This window comes from Chloroflexaceae bacterium (assembly GCA_025057155.1).
In the GTDB taxonomy this organism is placed as follows: Bacteria; Chloroflexota; Chloroflexia; order Chloroflexales; family Chloroflexaceae; genus JACAEO01.
Window position 1 is genome coordinate 86214 of sequence record JANWYD010000016.1, and the last position, 21914, is coordinate 108127.

Below are 21914 nucleotides of genomic sequence, written 5' to 3' on the forward strand. Positions count from 1 at the left end.
GCGGGAGAAGGGGTTTTCGGCATTCCACTGCGCTTGCGATCCTCACCCCCCCGCCCCCCCTCTTCCGCGAGCGGGAGAGGGGGGCGCTGGGCGTTCCAATGCCCCGGATGGCGCATGCGACGCGAGGATGGGCCGGAAAACCCTGCACCTGAGAACGGCGCCCGGCGGGGATTACCGTTATGCTCTAGTCGGAGAGGCCCGCGCGCAGGAGGAGCTGGTAGGCGATCAGCAGTTGCACCAGGCCGAGGGCGTGGCTCTGGCACAGCTCGCGGCCCTGGAGGTACAGGCCGATCTGTTCGGGACGCAGGTAGCTGAGACCGGGGAGATTGGACCAGATGACCTCTTCGACGGCGGCGGCCTGGGCGGCGCTGATGGACCCGTCGATCTCGAAGATCTCGGTGAGCCGCCCTTCGTCGCGCCCAACCCGCAGTCGCAGGGCCGGGGGCTGGATCTGCCGCGCCAGGACGGGCCCAAGGTCGGGGTAGGTCAGCGTGGGACGGAGCACCAGGCGCACGTTGAGGTGACCATCGGAAACTTCGCCGTTGGGATAGAAGCGCACCACGATGTCGGCCCAGCCCCGCTGGGGCTGGATGAACTCGACCGAGTCGGCGCGGCTGCGGGCGATCTCGGCGCGCACCTGCTCGGGGGTGTAGCCGCGCAGCACGCAGTCGCGCTGGATCTTCCAGCGTTCGCGTAATTCTTCGGGAGGATCGAGAAAGACCTTGACGTGGTACGGTTCGCGCAGGCGGGGGGTCGCCAGGCCCAGCAATCCCTCGGCGATAATAAAGGGCGCCGGGTCCAGCCGCTGACGCCCGTCAACTTCGCCGGTGGCATGGTTGTATACCGGTTTGACGATGGATTGACCGCGGGCCAGGCAGTGGAGGTGCTCCTCCATCAGGTCAATATGGTTGCAATCGGGATGCAGGGGCGTCAGGCAGCGGCGTTCCCGCTCCGACCGGCTGTAGCGGTGGTAATCATCGAGGCTGAGCGTCGTAACCCGGTCGGGCCCGAGAATGGCGGCAATGCCGGTGCTCAGCGTCGTTTTGCCCGCCGCGCTGTCGCCGACTACTGCCAGGATAACGGGCCGCTGTTGCATATCCTACACCAGTGCGCTCTCAGGAACCACGTTCAAAACATCACGTAGTCCTCCGTGCTCAGTATACGCCGCTGGCGCAGGCGGGACGACCGCACGGGGGGCGGTTTCGACCTACCTGGTCGGGTAGGGAAGGTGGGGGCATGGGGAAACCGGTTGCCCCTTGCGTGTGTGTAACCTCAGAGAGCCGGCGCCGCAGCCGAGCGAAGCTGCTCAAGCACGAAGCGGCGGGCGCGGGCGGCTCGCTCGAGCGCGACGTGCTCGATCACCAGCGGCGCGCTGATCTCGGCGCGGACGAGCGCGCCCAGAAAGGTGGGATAGTCCAGCACGCCTTCGCCCGGGCCGGGCAGATCGAGAGCCGCGCCCCGCAGGCGCATGTCTTTGAGGTGGACCAGGCTGGTATACGGGGCGAGGGCGGCGATGAGGGGGGGCAGCAACTCGCTCTGCCGCTGCCACATGCCGGGGGTCAGGAGGTTGGGCGGATCGAGCACCACCCGCACATAGGGTGAGCCGATTTCTTCACAAAAGGCCACGATCCGTTCGGGCGCATCGAGGACGTGGGTGAAGAACGGCTCGAAGACCAGAATGGCGTCACTGGCGTCGAGGAGCGGAAAGAGGTCGTCTACCGCGCGGCGCAGGGCATCCCAGGCGGCCGCGCTCTGGTTTTCAGGATGTTCTTCCAGCAGGTTCGGGGCGTAGGTGCCGCTCCAGGTGACGACGCGCCGGGAGTCGAGGGCGGGCAGCCGGGCGATCAGGTCGGCCAGCGCCGCCTGGGTGAAGCCCATCGGCGCGTCGGCGGGCCGCAACGGGTTGGCGTAGCCCGAAACGGCGACGATCTCGACGCCGCTCCCGGCGGCAGCCCGACGCACGCGCCGGGCCAGGGCGGCGTCGCAGCCGGCAGGGAAGTGCGCCTGCACCGTCCCGAAGCCTAGCTCGGCCACCTGCTCAAAGAGGCGCGGCGCGTCCTGCTCCGGGCGAATGTCAATCCAGATGCCGAGTTGCATGGCGCGGTTCCAGGAATGAGACTTCGTCGCCCATTATACGCGATCCCGTTGAGGGCGCGACAACGCGGTCACTCGCGAGGTAACGCGCCGTTCCGTCCCGGGCGCAGCCGCGCCGGCGACCAGCCCGCCGCCCGCAGATGGGCGCCGACGTCCACGCGCAGGCCGGTGCGCGAGGAGGCCACCGCCGCCGAGGTGAGGGCCAGGCTGTGGATATTGTCTTCGGCGTCGGGTTCAGGGGCCGCCTCGCCCCAGAGGGCGCGGGTGAAGATGTCGAGGCCCCGGGCCAGGCCCACCGGTTCGAGGCGCGGCGTCTCCAGCGGGCGCGGGGTGTCGCTTTCGCCCGGGTAGAACCAGACCGTTTCGTCCTCACGCAGCAGCAAGGCCCCATCTGAACCCGCGACGATCAACTCGCCGTCCCACGAACTGCGCGGGCCGCGAGCCACCCAGCTCCCGAAGTAACTGACCGGGATGTCTCCCTCCAGCAGCAGGTCCACCATGGCGCAGGAGTTGCCGCGAAACCAGCTCCAGGCGGGGCGGAAGCTGTGGGCGAAGACGCGCTGCCCGTTGCGTCCGGAGATAAAACGGATGGTGTCGAAGTGATGGATGGCGAGATCTTCGATCAGCACTTCGGGCATGCTGTCGCGCCAGCCGCCGAAGCGGAAAGGAACGCGGAACTGGCAGGTGATGTAGCCCGGTTCGCCGATCAAGCCCCGGTGCACTGCATCGCGCAGGGCGACAATGTGGGGCAGCCAGCGACGCCCCTGGCCGACCATCAGCGGCGTCCCGCTTTGCCGGGCGGCACGGAGCACGGCCACGCCGTCGGTCAGGCTGGAGGCCAGGGGTTTTTCGCAGAACACCGGCAGGCCGCGGTTCAATGCCGCCACGCTGATGGCGCGGTGGGTCTCGGGCGGCGTGACCACCAGCACGGCGTCGGCCGGCGTCAGTTCAAAGGCGGCGTCGGCGTTGCCGAAGCGCCGTTCCTCGGGAATGCCGAAGGCGTCGCCAGCGGCGTTGAGCTTATCGGGCGCGCTGTCAACCAGGGCGGCGATGGTCCAGCGCGGATCGGCGCGGAGCGTCTCCAGCCAGGCGCGGCCCATCACCCCCGTCCCGACGACAATCATCCGTAGCGGGTCTTGCATACAGCACCTCTTCGCCCGAAGGTTGGGAATGCACGAGCGGGAGCAGGCCTAGAAGCCCTCCCCGCGCAGCATGAACTCGTTACAACAGGATAATAACGCGTATTGTAGCAGACCTGCGGTGAAGGTTGCCGGCTGCGCCGGGGCAACAGCCTGGCAACGAACGCGCAGTGGCTGGTTGATGTTTCTTCACTCAGTGATGAGAAAATTTAGAAACTACTACAACAACTTACATAATAAGATCCCATTGTCCAGAGTCATTTTAAATGTTCAAAAACATCTGTTACATTGTGTAGTTTCTAAGATATGCACTTACTTAGTACTACTAATTATTGCAATGATTTATCATCTCGTATTTCTGATTAATTCTTTGATTAAGAATCTTGTTACTCATTCAGCCATACCGGGCCACGTCGGAGGAGAGACAGATGAGGGTGCGCCGCACAAACCAACCAACCAGCGCCTTCGCACTCCGGATCTTGATCCTGCTCGGTGTTGCGCTGGCACTGCTGGTTCCGGCGTATGTTCAGGCGAAACGCATCGAATTTGCGCCGCATGCGCAGGCGGCGCCGGCGGAGTGGAGCCAGTTGGGATATACACCCCAGCGTACTGGCTATGTGCCGACAACCCTTGAGGCCGTAAGCCGGGTGCGATGGATCTGGAACGGGCCAATCAACGGCGGCGACGCTGGCCCGGCGAGTAACCACCTGGCCCTGCCGGAGGGCGTGCAGCCGGTCGCCGGGGGCGGGAGTCTCTACCTGGGCCATAGCGACGGCACCGTGCGGGCGCTCGCGGAAACCGACGGGCGCGAGGTCTGGATCACCGATCTGACCGCCAGCCAGGGTATCACCAATACGCTGGCCTACGACGCGGAAACCAACAGCGTCTATGCGGGCACGATGGGGGGACGCGTGTATCGGCTGAGCGCTTCCAACGGCGTGGTGAGCGGATTCGTCGATCTCGGCGGTCAGATCCTCATGGCCCCCCTCCTGGTCGCTAATCACATCTATATCGGTTCAACCAACGGCTACTTCTATGCGTTAGACAAGAGCACGCTCCGGCAGGTCTGGAGCTATGACGCAGGCGCCGCGCTCCACGGCTCGCCGGCATATTCCGCCAACCAGGGCGGGACGATTATCATACTGGCAGAAGATCGGTCCGTACATGCGCTGCGGCAGAGCGATGGCGCCCGGCTGTGGCGCACCGTCGTCAACGGCGCCGTCAATCCCTTGACAAACTCGGTATTCGTCAGCACCTACCCGGTCGTTTCCGATGTGAATAACGTTGTGATTGTGCGGTCCTTCTTCGATTGGAACCTGACCTGGCAGCCGAGCGGCGGGGCGCCTGCCTCAATCAGCGATATTCGCAGCTTCCTCACGGCCAATCCGAGCTTCCAGTCCTTTTTTGTGCTCGATCTTGTCACCGGGTTGCCCCGGTATGTGGCGCCGGTGATGGGAGGGGCGATGGGTAATGGCGGCATCTACTACTCGCCGCCCCCGCAGGCAGTGGTGCGCCGGCTGGACGATGGGAGCGAGGTGGCCTACCTCCTCTGGCGCAACCGCCAGTCCTGTGGCGGCGTCTGTGATGGGCGCGAGGATACGACGCTCGGAGAGATGGATCTTACTACCGGCGCGATCCGCTTCGTGCAGGATTACAAGAACCAGGGCAGCATCCGTGTGCCTACCGATGAGCAGGGTGTGCTGGCGATGGCGGGCGATAGCATGTTCCATGCCCACTGGATGACCCTCGGCGGTGTGCGGATCACCGACCGTTCGGCGAGCCTGGGCGCCACCTATGCCAATCCCATTCGCACTCTGGAACTGGCCCCGGTGGTGAATACGCTCGCCTCCGAGGCCTGCCCGGAACGTGATAGCATCCGGCGATACTGCCCCTCCGGTATGCGTGTCCCGGAGGAAAGTTATGTCAATGATCCTGGTTACTATGTTTACTACTATAACCAAAAAGTTTACGATCTCTACTGGCGACCGCCGGTGCGCAGCGTGATCATCAATAACGGCGCTATCTACTGGCGTACTGCGGACGGCGCGATTGTAGCCCTCCAGACCGGCGCGTATACGCCAGCGCCGTCTCCTACAGGAACCAGCACGTTTACCCCCACGCCCAGCAGCACTCCTGGGCCCTCCAACACGCCTACCGGCGCCCCGCCGCCCTCCAATACGCCCACCAGCGCCCCGTCGCCCTCCAATACGCCCACCAGCGCCCCGCCGCCCTCCAATACGCCCACCGGCGCCCCGTCGCCCTCCAATACGCCCACCGGCGCCCCGCCGCCCTCCAATACGCCCACCGGCGCCCCGCCGCCCTCCAATACGCCCACCGGCGCCCCGCCGCCCTCCAACACGTCTACTCCAACCCGCACTGCCACGCCCACACTGGCCGCAGCTCCGGCCAATTATGCTCTCGCCTTCGCGGGCGCCAATCAGGCCAGCGGCCCCCCGATCGCCGGACTCACCGGCAGTTGGACCGTTGAACTCTGGGCGCGGCCGGCCACCGATGCCCAGAACGCCATCATCGTCGCCATTGCCAACGACGCCAGCGGCTGGTCGCTCGAACTCAACGGCGGGCGTCCCACGCTCTGGCTCGCCGGCCCCGGCGGGGCATGGCGCTCGGTTCAGCATCCGACCCCTCTTGCCGCCAATACCTGGCATCACCTCGCCGCAACCTATGACACTGCGACCGGTGTCGCCCGCATCTTTGCAAACGGCGCCGCCGGTCCAGCGGCAACCATCGGGCAGGTGAGCGCGGGGCCGGCGCTCAATCTCGGAGGCTTCGCGCCCTATCCGTTCTTCAATGGCCAGATTGACGAACTGCGCCTGTCAGGCGGAGTGCGCTACAGCGCCAGTTTCACGCCACCCGGCGCCGCGCTGCCGGTGGACGCCGCCACCAGGGCCCTCTTCAGCTTCAACGAAGGCAGCGGTCAGGTCACCCGCGACCGCTCCGGCAATGGCTACACCTTGACCCTTGGCCGTTCGACCAGCGTCGAACCCTCTGACCCGACCTGGGTCACTTCAACCGCTCCAACGTCGGAGGGCGCGCCGTCGCCCACCAGCGCCCCCACGCCCTCCGCCACCCGCACCGCCACGCCCACCGGCGCCCCCGCGCCCTCCGCCACCCGCACCGCCACGCCCACCGGCGCCCCCGCGCCCTCCGCCACGCCCTCCGCCACCCGCACCGCCACGCCCACTGCTTCGCCGACCCGAACCGCGACCGCCATCAGCACACCGACGGTCACGCCGCCAGCGGTGAGTGACAGGATCTTCGCCGACGATTTTGAGACAGGCTCATTCAGCGCCTGGAGCGCCGTCACCAGCGATGGCGGCGACCTCGCCGTCAGCGGCGCTGCCGCCCTCAACGGGGCGTTCGGGATGGCCGCGACGATCAACGACAACAGGGCGATCTACGTCACCGATACCACTCCCGCCGCCGAACCGCGCTATCGCGTCCGGTTCTACCTCGACCCCAATAGCGCCACGATGACAAATGGCGACGCCTTCTTTGTGCTAATCGGCTATTCTGGCGCCGCAACGCCGGTATTCCGAGTGGAGTTGCGCCGCTCAAACAACGCCTACCAGATCCGCGCCTCGCTGAGCAATGATGCCTCAACCTGGACGAATAGCGGATGGTATACCATCAGCGACGACCCGCATTTCGTCGAGATCGACTGGCAGGCAGCGACGACCGCCGGCGCGAACAACGGCAGGATGACCCTCTGGATCGATGGCCAGCAACAGGCCAGTCTGACAACAATCGACAACGACACCTTGCGCGTCGAACAGATCCGGTTGGGGGCCGTCGCTGGAATCGACAACGGCACTCGTGGCGTATTCTTCTTCGACACCTTCGAGTCGCGCCGCCAGACCTATATCGGCCCGGTTGTCGCCCGATAGCGCCAGACCCGGTGATGGGAAGCATCTAAACGCACGCTCGAAACGCTGCCCGCAGCGGGCGAGGCTGACCCATAGCTCGACCTGCCACGCCGAGCAGCCAGGGCAGCTTTGATCGTGCTATCATACATTCTGTGTGCGTGCATGGATTAGAGCGGGGGGCTGGCCCTCACAGGAACATACGCAGCCAGACGGACCGCAGAATACGCAGAGAAATGCACGGGCATGGGCGTTTTGAATCTCTCCGCGCCCCTCCGCGGTCCGTACCCATCCGGCGAACATAAACACGATCTCAGGCGAACCTCCTTCGGTGCTGCGCAAGCAGCCAACGAGCGTCCGATTATGGATTCCGACCTTGCTGCTCCCCTCCTCGAAGCGCAAAGCACGTATCCTGCGAGGGTGATGGATCTGACCTGGCTCAACATTGCCGATCTGCGTTCGGCCTTTGGCGTTACTGCGACGATGCCGCTCTCCGGGCTGGCCGACTTGCTCTTCCACCTCCCCGCGCGCAACTTCGCCCATCAGGTGCTGGCCCTCGATGCGCTGGTCGGGCGCGAGGGGCTGCGCGCCGGCGGGGCGTGGATCTGCGGGCAACTCAGCCGGGGGGTGGAGATCTGGGGAGCGCCTCCGCCCGCTACGGGACCAGCGCTGATCGTTGCCAATCACCCTGGATTGCTCGACGCTGCCGCACTCTTTGCCAGCATCCCCCGCGAGGATCTGCGCGTGCTGGCGATTACGCGCCCCTTTCTGCGCGCTCTGCCCCATATCGCCGGGCGGTTGTTTGCCGTGGGCGACGCCCCTGCCGCACGCATGGCCACGGCGCGCCGGGCGGCCCGGCATCTGCGCGCCGGGGGCGCGCTGCTTGTCTTCCCCGCCGGGCGGATCGAACCCGACCCCCTGAGCCTCCCCGGCGCCGAAGATTCGGTGGCGAGCTGGTCGCAGGGGATTGACCAGATCGTTCAACTCGCCGGCGCGGTGACAGTGGTTCCCGCCATCGTGGCCGGCGTGCTGACGCCAGCGGCCGTGAAGCATCCCCTCACGCGCCTGCGCCAGCACCCGGATGATCGTCGCTGGCTGGCGGCCATCCTGCAACTGATGCTTCCCTGGCTCCAGCATACCACTGTACAGGTGCGTTTCGGGCGGCCCATCGCAGCGACAGGCGCCCCGGTAAGCGCCGCTGTTGCCGCCGAGGCGCGCCGCCTGATCCGGGAGGTGGCCCGGTGATGCGTACCCCGTCCGTTCCTTCCAACCACCGCTCGCCGCTGACCATCCTGTTCATCTGCGTCTTTGTGGACATGATCGGCTACGGGATGGTCGTCCCGCTTCTGCCGTTCCTGGCGCCGGAAGGGTCGGCGCGGGCGCTGCTGGTGGGCCTGCTGAGTTCGCTCTACGCGCTGCTCCAGTTCCTGGCGGCGCCGGTGCTAGGCGCGTTGTCCGACCGGGTGGGCCGGCGGCCAGTGCTGATCGGCGCAGTCCTGGCCTCGAGCGCGGCCTACAGTGTATTGAGCCTGGGGGCCAGCATCGGCGCGTTGCCGCTGGTCTTTCTGGCGGTGGCCCTCGGCGGCGCGGCAGGGGCCAGCATCCCCACGGCGCAGGCCTGCATCGCCGACCGGCTGCCGCCTGCCGAGCGCGCCCGCGGCCTGGGGCTGATCGGCGCGGCCTTCGGGCTGGGCCTGATGCTCGGCCCGGCCTCGGGCGGCCTGCTGAGCGTCTACGGGCTGGGCGTGCCGCCGCTGCTGGCGGCGACCCTGGCGCTGCTCAACGGCCTGTTCGCCCTGCGCGCCTTGCCCGAGTCGCTGCCGCCGGAGCGCCGCGCGCCGACGCCGCTGCGTCCGGCGGGGGCAGCGCGGCAACTCGGCGCGGCCTTCGCCCTTCGCGACGCGCGTCCGCTACTGGTGGCGATCTTCCTGCTTAATATGGCCTTCGCCGGCTTGCAGAGCAACGCGCCCCTGTTTACCAGCACTCGCTTCGGCTGGGGGCCGCTGGAGAACGGCGCCTTCTTCGCCTTTATCGGCGCCTGCGCGGTGCTCACCCAGGGCGTGATCCTCGGGCGGCTGCTGTCGCACCTGGCCGAAGCCCGGCTGGTGAGCGGCGGCCTGGGGCTGATGGCGCTGACCCTCGGCGGCGCGGCCCTGGCCCCGGCAGGCTGGATGCTCTACCCCCTGGTCGGGGCGATGGCCCTGGGCATCGGCCTGGCGGCGCCCTCGATCACCAGCCTGGTCTCGCGGCTGGCCGGCGAGGGGCGCCAGGGCGCGGTGATGGGGGGCATGCAGGCCGTGCTGAGCCTGACGCTCATCCTGGGGCCGGCCCTGGCCGGGGTGCTGTTCGACACCTTCGGGCCAGGCGCGCCCTACCTCGGCGGGGGGACGCTGGCCCTGGGGGCGCTGGGGGCGGCCCTGGTCGGGCTGGCCCCGGCAGGGCGCGCCGCGCCCGCCGCGGCAGACGAGTGCGATTCTGGATTTCGGATTTTGGATTTTGGATTTTTGGCGCCCCGATGAGATATGGCGTGATGCGCGCAGGGTCATGAACAGAAATTGGCATGACTGGTAGCGGCACACGCGAGTAGACCACGGTCCCCCATCCCTCCGTCACGGTCAATCCGCAATCCAAAATCTAAAATCCAAAAATCCATAGCGCGGAGCGCCGCTCCGCCTGGAGGATGGTTCCGATGATCAGCTTCGAACGGCCGCCGGTGCAGCGCGTGGCCAGCGCCAGGCTGCCAACCGTGTATGGCGAATATGCGATGCACGTCTACAGCGACGCCGACGGGCGCGAGCACGTCGCGCTCACCGTCGGCGAGGTGGCCGATGGACGGCCCGTGCTCACTCGCCTGCACTCGGAGTGCCTCACTGGCGACGTGTTTGCCTCGCTGCGCTGCGACTGCGGCGAGCAACTGGCCTGGACGCTGGCCCATCTCCAGGAGGCAGGGCGCGGGGCGCTGCTCTACTTGCGGCAGGAGGGCCGGGGGATCGGGCTGGCCAACAAGATCCGCGCCTACGCCCTGCAGGAGCAGGGCCTCGATACGGTAGACGCCAACCTGGCCCTGGGCTTGCCCGCCGACCGGCGCGACTACCGCCTAGCGGCGGAGATGCTGCGCGACCTGGGCATTACCAGTGTGGCGCTGCTAACCAACAACCCGCAGAAGATCCGCGGACTCGAAGGCTACGGCATCCTGGTGCTGGAGCGCCTGCCGGTGCCGGCGACGCCCAATTGCCATAACCAGTTCTACCTGGAGACCAAGCGCCGGCGGATGGGGCACCTGGAGTGAGGCGATTTTGGATTTTGGATTTTGGATTTTGGATTTTGGATTGCGGGTTATACGGTTGGACTCAACAAGTTGTCATCCTCAAACTCTTCGTCACCGCACACGATGGTGATGTCCGGATAAGTGTATAACCCGGTCCGAGCCGATTTGACGCGCATATCGCTCGGGTAGACCACGCCGTCGCGCTGGCGCAGTTGAGCATAGAGCGCGGCATAGGCGCTGCCGGCAATGCGATTGTGGCGCTTGCTGCCGCCAGCCGTGGCGTAGATCTTCCCGGCGAGATACTCGCGCCTCTCTTCGCCGGCCCGCTCGAGGTCCAGATACTCCGCGGGCGTCAGGTGGGGCGCCGGTTGTGCGGTCATTGCAACTTCCCCGCTTCGAGAAAACGCCGGTTTGTTCTATGCTACGGTAGGTAGGCATTGAGTTCCTGCTCGCGCTCAGGCGTCATACCAGTATGCCTTCCCGTCTGGCGTTGCGATAGAGTTGAAGGCTGCCGCGCTCGAATTCATCGGCGAGAACAGGCCTGGCGGAAATGAGACGCTCAGATTCTAACTGGATGGGGTAGAGCACCTCCTATAACTCGGCGAAGTTCCGAAAAATAGTCGAAGGGATCGCCAAGCAGAACAAGCAGATCAATGTCGCTCATGGCGTCTGCCTGCTGACGGGCCACTGACCCATACAGCACCAGTCCTTTGAACCGCGGGCCATAATGGCTCTCCAGAGCCGCCTTACACTTGCCTACCACTTCAGGTATTGTTGCCATGCAAACACCATCTACGCTTTGCGGACGAACCGGCCTTGCAATAACTTATGATATAGCAGTCCTACGCCATCTCTAAACAGCGGCCGTGCATAAGGACGCAGCGCGCTGCGTCCTTGCAGCGCGCTGCGTCTCGACGGGTACGTCTGATACTCCGGGCTTTACAACCTGAAGAGGACTGCTATATCGCGCAAAGTTGCAGGACGGCGTCGCGCTTCGCCTGTCGCCTCAGACATCATTATGCCTGATCCGGCCTCGCGGGGCAACGGACCCGGCGCGCCTGCCCCTGCCGGCCGGCGGGGGCGCCGCTCAGGCGCGCAGATCGGCGAAGTAAAGATCCCAGAAGGGGTCCTCGCCCGGTTCGTCGAGCACGACGGTCGCGCCGTTGCGGCGCACGCTGCTCCGCCCCAGACTGCGGTCAAAATAGCCCAGTTCGTAGCTCTCGATGCCCGCGGCGCGCCAGGCGTCGCGAACGCGCGGCACGCTGGAGGGTTCCACCGCCGCCAGCAGCGTGCCCTCGCTGATCGCCTGCCAGGGGTCGAACGCCAGGGCCCGGGCCAGTTCGCGGATGTCCGCCGGAACTTCGATGGCATCGAGGTCAATGGCCACAGGGATGCCCGCCGCGTCGGCCATCTCGTAGGCGCCCCCCAGCACGCCGCTCTCGGTGGCGTCGTGCATGGCGTGGACGCCGCCGCAGGCGAAGGCGATCAGGGCGTCGTTGACCACAGTGATCTGCTCGACGCGCTGGCGCAGCCGGGCAAGCTGCTCCTCGGCGATCTGTCCTTTGAGGCGGTCCTGGTACACAATGGCGAGCAGCGCCGCCGCCTCGACCCCCGGCCCCTTGGTCATGAGCAACCGGTCGCCGTCCCGCGCGCCGCCGGGCGAAATCCAGGCGTCGCGTTCGGCGAAGCCCCAGACGGTCACGCCGCCGATGGTGGGGATGGTCACGGCGTCGTACCAGCCGGTGTGCCCGCCGACGATGCTGATGCCCAGCTCGAGGGCCGTATCAGCGATGGAGGTGATGATGGTCTGCGCGTCGCTTTCGGGGCCGGCAGTGGGCAGGAGCAGGGTGTAGGTCATGTAGCGCGGCTGCACGCCGGTGACGGCGACGTCGCTGGCCCCGATGTGGACGGTGAACCAGCCCATAATTTCCAGCGGCAGGCCGATGGCGGGGAAGATCGGATCTTCGGCGACGGCCATGACCCGGCCGTCGGGGAGTTCGAGCACGGCAGCGTCGAAGCCCGGGCCGGGGGGCACGAGCAGGTGGGGCGCGGGCGCGCCGAGGCGCCCGCTGAGGAGGGCCTTCAGACGGCCCGGCGAAGGCTTGCCGATGCGGCGGTCACTCATGGGCCACCTTCCTTCCCAGCACGGCCTCGACATCCTGGACCTTCCCCTGGAGGCGGTCGGCGGCCCCGGCGCGATCGTCGAGCGTAATGTGGGTCAGGACGCGGGGCGCCAGGGTGCGCATGTGCCGGTGGCAGGCCATGATCACCTCCATCACCTGCTCCGGCTCGCCTTCGAGGGTGGTCTGCATGGCTCCCATGGCGTAGCGCACGCCGGAAGCCTCGATGATCGGCGCCAGGGAGGCAATGTACTCTTTCAGTTCTTCGCCCACTCCCAGGGGCACGATGGAAAAACTGGCGAGCATGATCAACCTCCTTGCTGCGACCAGGGCATTTTCCTTATCCCAACGCGCTGACGACCCTCATCCCCCGTGCTACTCTCCCGGACGCGCTGTGCATCATCCACAGCCTGTAGCCCGGCGGCTGATGAAGATTCAGAATATAAACCGGTATTCGCCCTGTGGCCCGGCGGCTGAAGCCGCGGGCTGCCGATGCGAAGCCCGCCTGCGCGGGCTGTATCGGATTTATTCTTGATGATTCATAAATAGTCTGCAAAGTCCCGACGTTGCCCCCCCTCCCAGCCTCCCCCCGTTGGGGGGAGGCGCCGGGCGCCCTCCCCCAGCGGGGGAGGGTTGGGGAGGGGGTGGGAGTTCAGCGAAAGACTTTGTTTACAGACTAATAAATCGCGCCTGTACGGGCTGAATCCGTTCGCCAGCGCGGACGGCAGCGTCCACCTGCGTGGAGGCCAGGCGATTCGCCCGCCAGAGGCGACCTCAGCTTCGTAACTGAGCGTCCTGATGCCCCCAACGGACTATCTGAGTCCATGGATGCGCCACAAAACCCTGCTCCTGAGAGGGGTCAGGCACGAAGCAGATTGACGCGCGACAGGATAAAACAGTCATTATTATGCACGATCGAGGGTCAGGATGCAATGCGCCCGAGGCGGGCGCGGGCGCCGCCAGCGGGAGCGGGGCTGGTATTGACAGCGTGAGAGCCGGCATCTCGCGCCGCCTGCGCCCTTCGATGGGGTGAGGGGAGGAACGCGCCCTGTGGGGGATCGTGCTGATGGGCGGGATGAATGAGGGGAAATATCAAAATGGTTGCCACGATGAATTTCACGTGAAGGGAACGACTGATGAAGATTAAGAATATAAACCGGTATTCGCCCTGTGGCCCGGCGGCTGAAGCCGCGGGCTGCCGATGCGAAGCCCGCCTGCGCGAGCTATGCCGGATTTAATTCTTCATCTTCATAAGTCGTTACAACGACACCTCCCCCATCCGCCAATGCGCCGCCCGGGGAAGGGCCGCCTATGGTTAAGAAATAAAGCCGGTATAGCCCGCGCAGGTCGTTATCATGCCCCGGCTCCGAGGAATCTCAAGACGAGCCGCTGCAAAATCTCTTCTATTTGTAATTTGCCATGGGCCTTCGGAATATGCTATATCTTCATTGCGGCCGCGTTCATAGCAGTGATTCCGGAATGGTGCAGCCTTCCCGGCTCCTCCCCCTCTCAGGCGCAGGGTTTTTTGGGCGAGCAGGAGTTTTCGGCATTCCAATGCGCTTACGGTCCTCACACCCTGCCCCCCTCTCCCTGAGCGGGAGAGGGGGGAGTTAGGCGTCCCGATGCCCTGGATGGAGCATGCGACGCGAGGATGTGCCGGGAAACCTTACACCTGAGAAGGCCCCTCTCCGCGGGCCGGGGCGTGGGACAACCCGGTTTCCCCACACCCCCCACGGCGCGGTGGCGCGGGTGTAACGAAACGTTCTGCACGTGCCACGGCCCACCGGCCCGCCGGGAGCCCGAAGGCTCCGGCTTGCCTTGCGAAGGCCGCCTCCGTAGCCTGCTGAAGCCGGCGCAGGCTTCGCCGTGAGCCCTGGCCTGAGCCGGGACGAAGGCTTAGCTGAACGGCCGGCTTCGCAGGACGTTCGCCCGCGGCCGATGAAGATGACGCATTACATGCGGTAGAGCCCGCGCAGGCGGGCTTCGCATCGCTAGCCCGCGGCTTCAGCCGCCGGGCGAAGGGGAACGTGCAGAACGTTTCGTCACACCCCAGCGGCGCCACCAGGGAGCGGCAGTATGACCAGCGATGAGACGGGCGCGACCGACCTGCCAGCCGATCTCAAGGCCCTGCTCGACGCCGCCGGCGTTACTGATGCGGCGTCGCTGCAACGCGCCCTGGAAAGCGACCCGCAGCTTCGCGAGCGTTTCGTAGCCTTTGTGCAGGCCCAGGTGCAGGCCCTGGGCGATGCGGTCGTTGCGGCCTTGCTTGCCGATGTGCCCGAGGACCTGCGCGCGCGCCTGGAAGCCGCTGGCGGGTCCGACCAGGCCGTCCTGCAGCAGGCCCTGGAGGCCGACGCGCAGCTAAAGGCTGATCTGAAGGCGTTCTTGGAGGCGCGTCGGACCGAGGCGCTGCCGCAAGGGCTCGACGGCTATCTGACTGCCTTCGCTGAGGTCGAGGACACGGAGCAACTGGGCCACCTGTGGATGTAGATCCCATCCGAGCTGGAGCAGCCCTTCCTCGAGGCGGTCGAGGACCGGATCGCGCAGGCTGAACTGGCGGGCAATGCTGAGCTAGCCGAGGGGTTGCGCCAGCGCCGCGACGCGCTGCGCCAGATGCTCGGCCAGGCCCAGGCAGCCGCCGCCCGCATCGCCCAGGATGTCGCCCGTCTCGAGGCGGCAGATGACGGGCAGACAGTTGTCGCAATCTGGAACGCGATCCCGATTGAACTGGAAGAGCCGTTCCTCGACGCCGCCGAGCACCGCGCCGCCGAGCTAGGCGACGCGCCCCAGGCCGAGCGCATGCGCGCCCACGTTGCGGCTTTGCGCCAGGCTCGCCAGCAGCGCGAGGAGCTGGAGCGCCAGCCCCCGGTCGTCCGCGCGCTGCTGAGCTTCGTGTACGCCCCCGACGACGCCACGGCCCGCCAGGTCTTCGCGGCGCAGCAGGCCCTGCTCCAGCCCTACGAGGCCCAGCGCGTGGCCGATGCCCTCGCCGACCAGGCGCCCGACGAACTCCGCGAACGCTTCGCCGCCCGCGCCGCGCTGCTGCGGGAACTGCGCGGCGCCGCGCCGCAGCCGGCGCCGGTTGTGGCCCCGCCGCCCCCCGCCGGCCTGCGGGACGACTTCGGCGGGCGGTCGTTTTCGGTGCAAAATGCGACGATCGAGGGCGACCTGATCCAGGCCGCCGGCGACTACATTGACCAGACCACCATCCATCTGGTGCAACGGCGCGAATGGATCCCGCCGCCGCCGCCCTCCCCGCCCGAGGATGCGATTGACCGCCCCAAGCGCGTCGCCGAGGTGGCCAGGCTCCTTGCCGACGCCGGCACGGTGGCCATTGGCGGGCGCCTCCCTCCCCGCGTCACAGTGGCCATGCAGGGCATGGCCGGGAGCGGGCCTGCCTGGCGGCCCTCGACCAGGCCCTGGTCGCCCCGCCCGCCGATCTCGAGGCGGCGCAGCGGGAGCTACGGAGGGGCCTCGATACCCTCCTGGCCGATGACCCGGCCCACGATTTCGTCGCGGCGCACCTGCTGCCGACCGCCGCGCGCCTGTTGCAAACGGCCCTTGTCGAAGATGAGGCCGCCTGGCGGGAGTACCACGGCCACCTGATCGCCCGCCTGGCGGCCCGCGCCGGGGAGGGGCCGGAGGGCCTGGAGACGCTGCTGGCAAAGATCGCCGATCAGGAACGGGCCCTGGCCGCCCTGCGCGCCGCGACGGAACGGTTGAACGCCCTGCTCGCCGCTGAGGGCGCCCCCGCTCCGGCCAGGTTCGAGAACCGCGATCTGGAGGTCGGCGGGGAACTGGTGCAGGCCGCCAGTGACATCACGCTGGGCCTGCCGCCCGATCCCTCCGCCACGGCGCCCCCGCCGCGATGGCCATCCGGCCCGGTGGTTTTTCAGAATGTCGGGTTGAAAGTTAATGGGAGCGTGTACCAGAGCGGCGGAAATTTCACCCGCGCGGCCCCGGTGGAGGAGGCCACGCCCCCCGCCGCGGCCCCCGGGCCGATCACGCTCACCCTCCGGTTCACCCCCGCTTCCGGCGGGGCGCAGGTGCGCTGGCGCGCCGATGAGCTCGGCGAGTTCAGCAGCGACCTGGCCGCGCCTTACCGCGGGCGCGACCTGGCCGCGGTGCTGCGCGCCCTGGAGCGCCGCCAGCACCCGGCCTTCGCCCTGGCCGAGGGCGACGCGGAGCGCCTGCGCGCCCTGGGCCTGCTCAGCGCCGGCGGCGAACCGCTGGCCGATCTGCCGCGCCTGGTCGGGCAGGCCCTCTACGCTGCCCTGGTCCGCGAGCAGGGGCTGGCGGCCCTGGCCCTGGTCCGCAGCCAGGCCGCCCCCGCGGGCCGCCCGCTGGCCCTGCGCCTGCTGCTGCCGCCCGAGGCGGTCGAACTGGCGGCCCTGCCCTGGGAGTTGCTCTGGCCGCCGCGGGAGGGGCTGCCGCTGCTGCTCGGGGCCGCGCCGCCCGTGCTGCTTACCCGCCATCTGGACCTCGACGGGCCGCTTCCCCGCTTCGAGCCGCGCCAGGGGCGGCCCCTGCGCATCCTCTCGCTCGTGCCAGAGGTGCAGCGCGCGCCGGGGGACCTGGCGGAGACCCGGGCGCGGCTGGGCCGCCTGTGGGACGAGTTGCGCGCGCGGGGCGTGGCCGAGGCGTTTGAGGTCAGCCCGGTGACGCGGGAGGATCTGCGCCGCGCCATGGAATACCGGCCCGACATTGTGCAGTTCACCGGCCACGGCTGGTACGCCGAGGGGCGCGGCGTGCTGCTGCTCGACCCGCTGACGCCCGGCGCGCCCGCCGAGCGGGTGGAGGCTGATCGGGTGGCGGTGGCGCTGCGGGGGGCGCGCATGGTGGTGCTCGCCGCCTGCCGGGGGGCCCAGGGGGCGGGCATTGAGGGCGGGGCGGCGAGTCTGTTGACGGGGGTGGCTCCGGCGCTGAGCGCGGCGGGCGCGCCGCTGGTGCTGGGGATGCAACTCGGCATCGGCGCGGACGCGGCGCTGCGGGCCGTCGAGGCGCTCTACGCGGCCCTGGCCCGCGGCCTCGGCGCGCAGGCCGCGGTGGGCGAGGCCCGCGCCGCGCTCTACGTCGGCGCGCCGGAGCGGGACGCCTGGTACGTGCCGGCGCTGTATGTGCGCAGCCGCGAGGCGGGGCCGGTGGTAGTGTAGGGGGGAAACCGGGTTTGCCCGGTTTCCCCCCCCTCCCAACCTCCCCCCAACGGAGGGAGGCGCCGAACGCCCTCCCCCGGCGGGGGCTCTCAGGCGCAGGGTTTTTTGGGCGAGCAGGGGTTTTCGGCATTCCAATGCGCTTACGGTCCTCACCCCCCTGCCCCACTCTCCCTGAGCGGGAGAAGGGGGAGCTGGGCGTCCCGATGCCCCGGACGGCGCATGCGACAAGAGGATGTCCGGAAAACCTCATACCTGAGAGGTTTCCCCGCGCCCCTGCCCGGCGGGCAAGAGCTGGAACGCCGCAGACGCGCATCCGCCCGCGGGAGCGACCAGGCGCCCGTCCGGGCATTCACGCCAATCGGCAGATGTAGCATTCGTGGCCGGGATGGATCGCTCCGGTGGCGCGGACAACCGCCACGAAGCCGCCGGAGAGACCTTCGTTGTAGAAAGCGAGCGGCCGTCCCTCGGCGTCGCGCGCCTGCTCCACGCAGGCGGCGCACACCGCCCGCGGGTAGCGCGGGTCGAAAGGCCGCGGGGCGCCGCACAGGGGGCATTCCGCCTGTGGCGTATCGTTCATGGCGGGTTCTACTCCTCACTCACCATTCGCTCATATCGTCCCCACATCCCTCCTCCAGCAGAGGCCTCGTCTTCCACTGGTATAATACCTCCCGTCAGCGATAGCGGAGGGACCTATGACGACCACCAGTAGCGCTGGCGTGGCAGACGCCCGTATCCGGAATCGCATCCTCCTGGTGCTGTTTGTCGGGGTGTTCATGTCGGCCCTCGATGGGGCGGTGATCGCGCCAGCCGTGCCCGCGCTGCGCGCCGCCTTCGGAGTGGACAACAGCCAGATCGGGATGCTGACGATTGTGTTTGTGCTGTTCACCATGAGCAGCACCACGCTGATGGCCAGCCTGGGGGACCGGTACGGGCGGCGGCCCGTCTTTCTGCTGTGCGTGGCCGGGTTCGCCCTGGGGTCGTTGTGGATCGCCCTGGCGCCGACGTACTGGATGGTGCTGATCGGGCGGGCCATCCAGGGTTTCAGCGCCGGGGGCGTGTCGCCGCTGGCGAGCGCGGTGGTGGGGGATAGTTTTCCGCCAGCGGAGCGGGGCAAGGCCCTGGGGCTGATCGGCGCGACGGTGGGGATGGCCTTCCTGCTGGGGCCGCTGGTGGCCTCGGCGATCCTGGTGGTGTTAAGCTGGCACTGGATCTTCCTGATTAACCTGCCTATCGCGGCGCTGGTGATCTGGCTGGGGCTGCGCAATCTGCCGGCCACCCGCGCCGAAGGCAACCCGCCGCCCCTCGACTGGGCCGGGATTCTGATCATCGCCGTGATGCTTTCGTGCCTCACCCTGGGCATCAACCGGGTGCTCGATACGGTGACGGGCCTGACGCTGTGGCCGTACCTGCTGGGCGCCGCGGCGCTGTGCGCGCCGCTGCTGATCGCCGCCGAGCGGCGGGCGGCGCGCCCGGTGGCGCCGCTGGACCTGTTCAACTCGCGGCAGATCGCCCTGACCTACGTGCTCTGCGTCGGGGCGGGCTTCAGCATGGGCAGCGTGATCTTCGTCTCTTCGGTGGCGGTGGCGGCCCTGGGCTTCACCCCGGAGGGGGCCGGGCTGCTGCTGATGCCCATGGTGGCGGCCTCATCGGTGGGGTCGGTGGTCTTCGGGCGGCTGCTCAACCGGCTCGGCTCGCGCCGGGTGATGATCATCGGCTTCAGCAACGCGGCCCTTGGTTCGGCGCTGCTGAGCCTGTCGGGCGCGGGGCTGTGGATGTTCCTCATCGCCACTCTCCTCGTCGGGCACGGGGTGGGCATCGTGGTCGGGGGCACGCTGCGCACCATCGTGCTCAACGAAGTGGCGGCAGAGCAGCGCGGAGCGGCCCAGGGCCTGGTCAACGTGGCGATTGCCGTGGGCAACCTGCTGGTGGTGGCCGTACTGGGCTTCGTGGCCGATGTGTTCGGCGGCGGCATGACGGGCCTGGGCGCGGCCTATCTGACCTCGGCGGCCGTGACGGCGGCGATGACGCTGCTGAGCTTCGGTTTGCGGCCCCACGGCGAGGAGCAGGTGCTCATCGCCGCGGGACAGCGGGTGTCGTAGAGGGGAGAGCATTCCAGGAGCAATAGGTTTGCTCCGCTCGGCACGCCCCTCTCCGAACCTCTTCTCAGGTATAGGGTCTTTCGGGCGAGCAGGGGTTTTCGGCATTCCAATATGCTTACGATCTTCACCCCCCCGCCCCCCGCTCCCGCGCGCGGGAGCGGGGGGCGCTGGGCGTCCCGATGCCCCGGATGGCGCATGCTCGCGTCGCAGGCGCCGGAAAACCCTACACCTGAGAACTCCCACCCTCCCCCGCCGGGGGCAGGAGCCAGGACCTCGCTCTCCCGGCGGCTACGTTACCCGCACGTACCGCGCGTCCCGAACGCTGTTCCGCTTTCACCTCAGAGCTTGACCTTGCCCAGCTCGCTCTCCAGACGCTGGGCGACGGTGCGCAGCACCTTGATGCGGGCGAAGTATTTGTCCTCGGCCTCGACGATGGTCCAGGGGGCGGCGGGGGTGGAGGTGCGGAGGAGCATTTCATCGGCGGCGGCTTCGTAGAGCGGCCACTTCTCGCGGTTGCGCCAGTCCTCGGCGGTGAGCTTCCAGGCCTTGTAGGGCACGTTCCGGCGGGCCTCGAAGCGGCGCAGTTGCTCCTCGGGGCTGATGTGCATCCAGAACTTGCAGATGATCGTACCGAAATCAATCAACTGGCGCTCGAACTCGTTGATCTCGAGATAGGCGCGCCGCCACTCGTCGGGACGGGCGAAGCCCTCGACGCGCTCGACGAGCACGCGTCCGTACCAGGAGCGGTCGAAGATGGCGAACTGCCCGCGCGGCGGCAGACGCCGCCAGAAGCGGTAGAGGTAGTGCCGCACCTTGTCCTCGCCGGTAGGCGCGGCGATGGAGTGGACGATGTAGCTGCGCGGGTCAAGCTCGGCGGTCAGGCGCTGGATGGCGCCACCCTTGCCGGCGGCGTCCCAGCCCTCGAAGACGATGACCGCCGGGCGCTTCTGGTAATAGAGTTGCAATCCGAGCAGATGCAGGCGAGCCTGGAGCTGCTTGAGTTCGCGACTGTAGCGTTTCTCGTCTATGCGCAGGCTGAGGTCCACCCGTTTGAGGATGCCGGGGATGGGTTGCTGGATGGGCGCAGAGTTGTGGACCACCAGCGTATCGTGGGACGGATCGCGCAGGGGCAGGTGGTTGCGCTCGCGAAAGGCACCGCTGGCGACATCAGGGCCCTGGGACTGGGCGGAGCGGGCCAGGACGACGGCGCGCCGCCCCAGGCGCGCCTCCAGGGTGGCGATCACGGCCTGGAACATTGCTACGCGGGCGTAGTACTTGTTGTTGGCGGGAATGACGTGCCACGGCGCGGCAGGCGCGTTGGTGCGCGCCAGCATATCCTCGACCGCCGCGGCGTACTCTTCGTAATGGCGGTGTTGCCAGCGGTCCTCGTCGGTGACCTGGTAGGCGGTCAGAGGGTTGGCGGTGAGGCGCTCGAAGCGGCGGCGCTGTTCCTTCTTGGAGATGTGCAGCCAGAGCTTGATGATCTCGGCCCCGTCGTCGGCCAACTGGCGCTCCATGGTCACCACATCTTCGCAGCGCTGCCGCCAGCGCGCCGTGTCGCCGCCGCGCACGCGCTCGGCGAGCATCTCGCGATACCACGAGCGGTCGAACACGGCGATCTCGCCGTAGGCGGGGAGCTTCAGCCAGAAGCGATAGAGCCAGGGGTACTGCTGCTCGTGGGTGCGCGGCGGGGTTATGGGGTGCACCCGCAGGCCCCGCGGGTCGAGCCGGCTGGAGAGCACGCTGATGGTGCGGACCTTGGCCGTTCCCGCCCACCCCTCGAAGATGATCAGGACGGGAACGCCCGCCTCCAGCACGGCCTGCTCCATGTCGAACAGGCGCGCCTGCAACTCGGGCAGAGCCTGGCGGTACTCGCGCTTGCTCAACGCCAGGGTGAGGTCAATCTGGTCCAGCATGGCCGCCTCTCACCAACGACACGCGCCAACGGTCGTCGCGCCTGTGGCGAGGACCGGCGCGTTGCGCCAGAGGGTCCTCCTGGGAGAACCAGAACCCACCGCAGCCTCCCGAACGCGGCCCCTCTGTATCTGCATATGCGGTTAGAAGTCTGGACGGAATTGGACTTATTGTAGCACAGCATTGTTGGGATGCAAGACCGGAGTAGCGGCGAGCATAGGCTGCGCCAACGTCCTGGCTGAAGGC

Annotated in this window: 16 protein-coding genes; 8 read left to right on the forward strand and 8 right to left on the reverse strand. The window is 67.7% G+C overall.

Going from position 1 to position 21914, the window contains the following annotated elements:
• Nucleotides 1-184 precede the first annotated feature (184 nt).
• From NZU74_15035 to NZU74_15045, 3 genes are all read right to left on the reverse strand, one after another.
• Complete coding sequence (locus NZU74_15035) at nt 185-1096, reverse strand: phosphoribulokinase (protein MCS6882648.1); 912 nt, start codon at nt 1094-1096, stop codon at nt 185-187.
• Between the two features lie 176 nt (nt 1097-1272).
• Nucleotides 1273-2097 carry a sugar phosphate isomerase/epimerase gene (locus tag NZU74_15040; GenBank protein MCS6882649.1) on the reverse strand — a complete coding sequence of 275 codons (825 nt, stop codon included), beginning with the start codon at nt 2095-2097 and terminating at the stop codon, nt 1273-1275.
• A gap of 68 nt (nt 2098-2165) precedes the next feature.
• Complete coding sequence (locus NZU74_15045) at nt 2166-3236, reverse strand: Gfo/Idh/MocA family oxidoreductase (GenBank protein ID MCS6882650.1); 1071 nt, start codon at nt 3234-3236, stop codon at nt 2166-2168.
• Nucleotides 3237-3667: 431 nt separating this feature from the next.
• Between NZU74_15045 and NZU74_15050 the strand changes: the two genes are divergently transcribed.
• From NZU74_15050 to ribA, 4 genes are all read left to right on the forward strand, one after another.
• Nucleotides 3668-7138, forward strand: a complete 3471-nt coding sequence (locus NZU74_15050; protein ID MCS6882651.1) for a PQQ-binding-like beta-propeller repeat protein — start codon at nt 3668-3670, stop codon at nt 7136-7138.
• 339 nt (nt 7139-7477) lie between these two features.
• Nucleotides 7478-8359: a 1-acyl-sn-glycerol-3-phosphate acyltransferase gene (locus tag NZU74_15055; protein ID MCS6882652.1), complete on the forward strand. Its 882-nt coding sequence runs from the start codon at nt 7478-7480 to the stop codon at nt 8357-8359.
• Nucleotides 8359-9633, forward strand: a complete 1275-nt coding sequence (locus NZU74_15060; protein MCS6882653.1) for an MFS transporter — start codon at nt 8359-8361, stop codon at nt 9631-9633. Before NZU74_15055 ends, NZU74_15060 begins: the two co-directional genes overlap by 1 nt.
• Nucleotides 9634-9803: 170 nt before the next feature.
• Entirely contained in the window at nt 9804-10403 is a 600-nt protein-coding gene (gene ribA / locus NZU74_15065) for a GTP cyclohydrolase II (GenBank protein MCS6882654.1), read from the forward strand.
• Between the two features lie 47 nt (nt 10404-10450).
• Here the strand turns inward: ribA and NZU74_15070 are convergent, their stop codons facing one another.
• The 3 genes from NZU74_15070 to NZU74_15080 form a co-directional block, all read right to left on the reverse strand.
• Entirely contained in the window at nt 10451-10762 is a 312-nt protein-coding gene (locus NZU74_15070; protein MCS6882655.1) for a Uma2 family endonuclease, read from the reverse strand.
• Nucleotides 10763-11469: 707 nt separating this feature from the next.
• Complete coding sequence (locus tag NZU74_15075; GenBank protein ID MCS6882656.1) at nt 11470-12507, reverse strand: AIR synthase family protein; 1038 nt, start codon at nt 12505-12507, stop codon at nt 11470-11472.
• Nucleotides 12500-12808, reverse strand: a complete 309-nt coding sequence (locus NZU74_15080) for an MTH1187 family thiamine-binding protein (protein ID MCS6882657.1) — start codon at nt 12806-12808, stop codon at nt 12500-12502. Before NZU74_15080 ends, NZU74_15075 begins: the two co-directional genes overlap by 8 nt.
• A 1770-nt stretch (nt 12809-14578) precedes the next feature.
• On the opposite strand from NZU74_15080, the gene NZU74_15085 reads away from it, so the two are divergent.
• From NZU74_15085 to NZU74_15095, 3 genes are all read left to right on the forward strand, one after another.
• Entirely contained in the window at nt 14579-14992 is a 414-nt protein-coding gene (locus tag NZU74_15085) for a hypothetical protein (GenBank protein MCS6882658.1), read from the forward strand.
• A gap of 93 nt (nt 14993-15085) precedes the next feature.
• Nucleotides 15086-16108, forward strand: coding sequence for a hypothetical protein (locus tag NZU74_15090; protein MCS6882659.1), 1023 nt, complete (start codon nt 15086-15088; stop codon nt 16106-16108).
• Nucleotides 16051-17655: a CHAT domain-containing protein gene (locus NZU74_15095; protein ID MCS6882660.1), complete on the forward strand. Its 1605-nt coding sequence runs from the start codon at nt 16051-16053 to the stop codon at nt 17653-17655. Before NZU74_15090 ends, NZU74_15095 begins: the two co-directional genes overlap by 58 nt.
• Nucleotides 17656-18004: 349 nt before the next feature.
• On the opposite strand, the gene NZU74_15100 is transcribed toward NZU74_15095, so the two are convergent.
• Nucleotides 18005-18232: a hypothetical protein gene (locus NZU74_15100; GenBank protein ID MCS6882661.1), complete on the reverse strand. Its 228-nt coding sequence runs from the start codon at nt 18230-18232 to the stop codon at nt 18005-18007.
• A 115-nt stretch (nt 18233-18347) separates the two neighbouring features.
• Here NZU74_15100 and NZU74_15105 point away from each other — a divergent pair, with 115 nt between their 5' ends.
• A complete protein-coding gene (locus NZU74_15105) occupies nt 18348-19754 on the forward strand; it encodes an MFS transporter (GenBank protein MCS6882662.1) in 1407 nt (468 codons plus the stop codon).
• 338 nt (nt 19755-20092) lie between these two features.
• Here the strand turns inward: NZU74_15105 and NZU74_15110 are convergent, their stop codons facing one another.
• Nucleotides 20093-21670 (reverse strand): hypothetical protein, encoded by a 1578-nt coding sequence (locus NZU74_15110; GenBank protein ID MCS6882663.1) that lies wholly within the window; start codon nt 21668-21670, stop codon nt 20093-20095.
• Nucleotides 21671-21914 lie beyond the last annotated feature (244 nt).